5 protein-coding genes and 2 pseudogenes are annotated in these 5,251 nt (G+C 68.9%); 5 read left to right on the top strand and 2 right to left on the bottom strand.

Going from position 1 to position 5,251, the window contains the following annotated elements; translation table 11 throughout:
- The 4 genes and pseudogenes from QH283_RS19805 to QH283_RS19790 form a co-directional block, all read left to right on the top strand.
- Nucleotides 1-143, top strand: a pseudogene (locus QH283_RS19805) (phosphoserine transaminase); the annotation flags it as partial.
- An 11-nt stretch (nucleotides 144-154) separates the two neighbouring features.
- Nucleotides 155-736: a DUF309 domain-containing protein gene (locus tag QH283_RS19800; RefSeq protein ID WP_280504481.1), complete on the top strand. Its 582-nt coding sequence runs from the start codon at nucleotides 155-157 to the stop codon at nucleotides 734-736.
- Entirely contained in the window at nucleotides 733-1,668 is a 936-nt protein-coding gene (gene gluQRS / locus QH283_RS19795) for a tRNA glutamyl-Q(34) synthetase GluQRS (protein WP_280504480.1), read from the top strand. The genes QH283_RS19800 and gluQRS overlap by 4 nt, the downstream gene beginning before the upstream one ends.
- 52 nt (nucleotides 1,669-1,720) lie before the next feature.
- Nucleotides 1,721-2,371 carry an RDD family protein gene (locus QH283_RS19790; RefSeq protein ID WP_280504479.1) on the top strand — a complete coding sequence of 217 codons (651 nt, stop codon included), beginning with the start codon at nucleotides 1,721-1,723 and terminating at the stop codon, nucleotides 2,369-2,371.
- A 110-nt stretch (nucleotides 2,372-2,481) separates the two neighbouring features.
- Here the strand turns inward: QH283_RS19790 and QH283_RS19785 are convergent, their stop codons facing one another.
- Nucleotides 2,482-3,096 (bottom strand): DUF4190 domain-containing protein, encoded by a 615-nt coding sequence (locus QH283_RS19785; protein ID WP_280504478.1) that lies wholly within the window; start codon nucleotides 3,094-3,096, stop codon nucleotides 2,482-2,484.
- Nucleotides 3,097-3,124: 28 nt separating this feature from the next.
- Between QH283_RS19785 and QH283_RS19780 the strand changes: the two genes are divergently transcribed.
- On the top strand, nucleotides 3,125-3,919 hold the full coding sequence (locus QH283_RS19780) for a queuosine precursor transporter (protein WP_280504477.1): 795 nt from the start codon (nucleotides 3,125-3,127) through the stop codon (nucleotides 3,917-3,919).
- A gap of 30 nt (nucleotides 3,920-3,949) precedes the next feature.
- Here the strand turns inward: QH283_RS19780 and tgt are convergent.
- Nucleotides 3,950-5,206, bottom strand: a pseudogene (gene tgt / locus QH283_RS19775) (tRNA guanosine(34) transglycosylase Tgt).
- Nucleotides 5,207-5,251 lie beyond the last annotated feature (45 nt).

Here is a 5,251-nt window from a genome sequence, read left to right as displayed (position 1 = left end):
TGCCGGTCGCCGATCCCGCCGCCGATCTCATCGGCTGGGCCCACAACGAGACCTCCACCGGCGTGTCCATCCCGGTGCAGCGCCCCGCGGGCTCGGAGCACGCCCTGATCGCCATCGACGCCACCTCCGGCGCGGGCGGGGTTTATTGTGGGTTTTGTGCTACCGCCACCGCTACGCGGCAGGTCGCGCACTAAATCCCCGACCCCGCGACCGCCTCGGCCGGCCGCTTCCGATCGGAAGCGTCGGCGTTCCACGAATTCCAGACGACCTGAATCTGCCGCCCCAGCAAACCTTGACCTTCGCCCAGCAACTTTTGAACGACGGTCTTGCGTTCAACGCACACGAGGTTTTGGAAGCGGCATGGAAGAACGGGCCGTTCGCTGAAAAGATGCTGTGGCAGGGTCTCGCGCAATACGCGGTGGGTATCACACACATCCAGCGCGGCAATCCGAAGGGCGCTCGCACCCTGCTCACCCGCGCGATCGGACGGCTGGAGAGCCATCAGCGAGGAAATAGCTCGGCGGACTCCCCCGCCGCGGACAGATCGCCAGGGGATGCGGAGCGGATCACAGCGGGGCCGCCCGAGGACGCACCCGCGACGGACCTGCCCCACGGGATCGACGGCCCCGGCATCATCGCGCACGCGCGGCGGCTGCTGGCGGCGCTGGAACGCGGCGAGCCGCTGACCGACGCCGACCTGGTGACCGCACTGCGGCGAACCCCGCCCCTACCATGACTGGCGTGCCGACATCTGAATCCGCGGGCGCGGGCCGCTACGCGCCGAGCCCGTCCGGCGATCTGCACCTGGGCAATCTGCGCACCGCCCTGCTGGCCTGGCTTTTCGCCCGGTCCACCGGGCGGCGCTTCCTGCTGCGCGTGGAGGATCTGGACCGGGTGCGTCCCGGCGCACGGGAGCGCCAGCTCGCCGATCTGGCCGCCATCGGCCTGGACTGGGACGGCCCGGTGGTGTGCCAGTCGGAGCGGATCGCGCGCTACCAGGCCGCGATCGACCGGCTGAGCGAACAGGGTCGCACCTACGAGTGCTTCTGCACGCGGCGGGAGATCCAGCAGGCGGCCAGCGCGCCACACGGCCCGATGGGCGCCTACCCGGGCACCTGCCGCGATCTCACCGAGGCCCAGCGGGCGGCCCGGCGCGCCGAAGGCCGTTCGCCCGCACTGCGGTTGCGCGCGCGGGTACACGAGTTCACCATCGACGACGAACTGCACGGCCGCTACACCGGCCAGGTCGACGACGTGGTGCTGCGCCGGGCCGACGGCGTGCCCGCCTACAACCTGGCCGTGGTGGTCGACGACGCCGAACAGGGCATCGACCAGGTGGTGCGCGGCGACGACCTGCTGCCCTCCACCCCGCGCCAGGCGTATCTGGCGCGCCTGCTCGGCCTTCCGGCGCCGCGCTACGCGCACGTGCCGCTGGTGCTCAACGAGCACGGACAGCGGCTGGCCAAGCGCGACGGCTCGGTGACGCTGGCCGATCAGCTGCGCCTCGGCGTCTCGGCGGAGGAGGTCACGGCCCGGTTGATCGCCTCGCTGGGCTTCCCGCCGGCCAGCGCGGCGGACACCCTGGCGCGTTTCGATCCGGCTATCCTTCCCCGCAAACCCTCGATCTTCACCGACGATGGGTTGTTACGGTGCTGCGAGAGTCCGTAACGTACGAAATGACCGGACTACGGTTCACCCGATCGACGACTAGGACGTAGCGATGACGAGCGGTGGGTACGACCCCAACCAGAATCCCCAGGGCGGGCAGCCCTACGGTCAGCAGCCCTATGGTCAGCAGCCCTACGGTGAGCCGCAGTACGGCCAGCCGCAGTACGGTCAGCAGCCCCAGTACGGTCAGCAGCCCTATGGTCAGCAGCAGCCCTACGGCCAGCCCGACTACGGTCAGCAGCAGTACGGTCAGCAGCCCTACGGCCAGTTCGGCGTCGTCCCCGGTGAGCTGTGGCCGCGCCTGGCCGCCCGCATCATCGACAACCTGATCGTCGGCATCCCGGTCGCGATCGTGCTGGCGTTCGTCATGCCGAACAGCTTCATCGGCCAGACCCTGTCGGGCATCATCTCCACCGCCGCGGTCATCGGCTACTTCGTGGGCATGGAGGTCTCCCAGAACGGGCAGACGCTCGGTAAGAAGCTGCTCGGGCTGCGCGTGGTCGCGCCCGGCGGCGCGGCGGCCCTCGACCCGGCCACCTCCTTCAAGCGCAATCTGTTCTACGCCGCCAGCCTGATCCCCTGCCTCGGCTGGCTGATCTCCATCGGCCTGGTGATCTACATCGCGATCACCATCGAGCAGGACCCGAACAAGCAGGGCTGGCACGACAAGTTCGCCGGCGGCACCCAGGTCGTCAAGGCCTGATCCGGGCTCCCGGCCCACACTAAAAAGGCGCACCCGCTGCGGGAGCGCCTTTTTCGTGTGTGATCAGGTTTCGTGTGTGACGGCCGTCGGGCATCCGCCGGACGGCGCGATCAGTAGGTCGTGAAGCTCGACGAGATGGCCCCAGCGAAGGCCAGGCCCCAGTACAGCAGGTTGAACGCGACACCGGCCACGCCGATCCACAGGCCCGCCTGCGCCATGCCCTTGCCGTTCTCGTCGCCGGTGGACTTCATCTGGTTCAGGGCGACCAGACCGAAGACGAGGCCCGTCGCGGGCAGGATCACCGTGCAGCAGGTGACCAGGCCGACCAGCGAGGTGATGAGCGAGGCCAGCGCCCAGCCGTTGATCCCGTTCGACGGCTGGACGCCGTAGGGCTGGTAGCCGCCGCCCTGGGGGTAACCCTGCGGGTAGGACTGGCCGTAGCCCGGCTGCTGCGGGTAGCCCGGCTGCTGGCCGTAGCCCGGCTGCGGTTGCTGGGGATAACTGGGCTGGGACTGCTGCGGATAGGACGGAGCCGACGAATCCGACGACTTGTACAGCGACGGGCCCGACGGCGGGTACTGCCCCTGCGGCGGCTGCGCCGAGGGCTGGGCACCGTAGGCCGGTGGCTGCTGCGGGTACTGCGGCGTCGAGCCGCCCGAATCCGGCGAAACGCCTTCACCGCTGTACTGTTTCCACCATTCGTCGGAATCGCCGGGATTCGTCATGGATACAGCGTATTCCACACCTGCGAGGATGGTCCGCGTGAGTCATTCCGAACAGGATTCCCAGCAGCTGCCCCGGCCCGACGGGTCTGGACGCCCCGCGCCCGTTCATGCGGCATACGCGCAGGTGGCGCGGGGCTACTACCCCCAGATCGTCGCGCTCTTCACCGCGACGCTCGTCATCTCCAACATCTGCGCCACCAAGGGCGTCGAGTTCTTCGGCGACCGATCGCTCTCGCTCGGCCCGTTGCAGATCCTGCCGATCGTCACCGACGGCGCCTTCTTCCTCTTCCCGCTGGCCTACATCCTCGGCGACGTGCTCAGCGAGGTCTACGGCTTTCGCGCCACCCGCCGCGCCATCTACTGCGGGTTCGCCGCGCTGGTGCTGACCGTGCTGTGCTTCGCGGTGGTGCTGGCGCTGCCCGCCGCGGGCTTCTACGACAACCAGGGCGCGCTGCGCAGCGTCATCGCCCCGGTGCCGCGCCTGGTGCTGGCCGGGCTCGCGGGCTATCTGGTGGGCCAGCTGCTCAATTCCGCGGTGCTGGTGCTCATCAAGGAACGCACCAAGGAAAAACACCTGTGGGCGCGGCTGATCGGCTCCACCGTGGTCGGTGAACTCGCCGACACCCTGATCTTCTGCTCCATCGCCGCGGGCGCGATCGGCATCGAGACCGCGGGGCAGTTCGTGAACTTCGTGATCGTCGGCTTCCTGTGGAAGACGCTGTGCGAGATCGTGTTCATGCCGGTGACCTATCGCGTGATCGCGATCCTCAAACAGCGCGAACCGAACTACGCGCCCGTCACCGCCGACCCCCTGCACGCCTGAGCCGCTCGCACCCCCGGCTCGCGGGGCGGGTCAGCGCCCGCCCCGCCACTTCGCCAGCGACTCCTCCTTGAACGCGTCGAAGTAACCGCCGTCGATGCTGTCCCTGATCCGGTCCACCATGCGGATGGTGAAGCGCTCGTTGTGGATCGTGCACAGCGTGGCGGCCAGCATCTCCTTGGCCTTGAACAGGTGGTGGATGTAGGCGCGGGTGTAGTGCCCGCAGGTGTAGCAGTCGCACTCGTCGTCGATCGGGGTGAAGTCGCGGCGGAAGCGGCTGGTGTTGATGTTGAACCGGCCGTCCTCGCGGTAGATCGCGGCATTGCGCGCCACCCGGGAGGGATTGACGCAGTCGAAGGTGTCCGCGCCGTTCTCGATGGCGGCGAACATGTCCTCCGGCTCGCTGATGCCCAGCATGTGGCGCGGCTTGTGCTCGGGCAGCTCCTGGCAGCACCAGCCGACGATGGCGCCGAGATTGTGCTTCTCCAGCGCGCCGCCGATGCCGTAGCCGTCGAACTCGCCGCCCTCGGCGCCGCGGATGGCCTCCAGATCGCGGCAGGCCTTGCGGCGCAGGTCCTCGTACTGCGCGCCCTGGATCACCGCGAACAGCGCCTGGTACGGGCGATGACTGCGCGCCGCGGTCAGCCGCTCGTGCTCGTCGATGCAGCGCTGCGCCCACTCGTGCGTGCGTCGCAGCGATTTCTCCTGGTAGCCACGGGTGTTGAGCAGGGTGGTCAGCTCGTCGAAGGCGAACATGATGTCGGCGCCGAGCTGATGCTGGATGCCCATCGACACCTCGGGGGTGAACCGGTGCTTCGAGCCGTCGAGATGGCTGCGGAAGGTCACGCCGTCGTCGTCCACGGTGGCCAGGCGCTCCTTGCCCTTGGCGATCACGTCGTCGTTCGCGACGCCGACCGCCTCCATGGCCAGCACCTTCTTGAACCCGACGCCCAGCGACATCACCTGGAAGCCGCCGCTGTCGGTGAAGGTGGGCCCCGGCCAGTTCATGAACCGGCCGAGCCCGCCCGCCTCGTCCACGATGTCGGGCCCCGGCTGGAGATACAGGTGGTAGGCGTTGGCCAGCAACGCCTGCGCGCCGTGCTAGCGCATGGTTTCCGGCAGCACCGACTTGACCGTCGCCTTGGTGCCGACGGGCACGAAGGCGGGCGTGGCGATCTGCCCGTGCGGGGTGTCGATGACACCGGTGCGTCCGGCGCGCCCGCCGTCCAGACGGGTCTTGACGGTGAAGGAGAACGACTCTTGTGCTCGGGCGGCTTCCACGCCGACCATCCTCTACCACGCCGAGGGCCGCCGCCCGCCCGGGCAGGTCGGACG

This window comes from Nocardia farcinica (assembly GCF_029867845.1).
GTDB lineage: Bacteria > Actinomycetota > Actinomycetes > Mycobacteriales > Mycobacteriaceae > Nocardia > Nocardia farcinica_A.
This window is presented reverse-complemented; position numbering and strand designations above follow the sequence as displayed.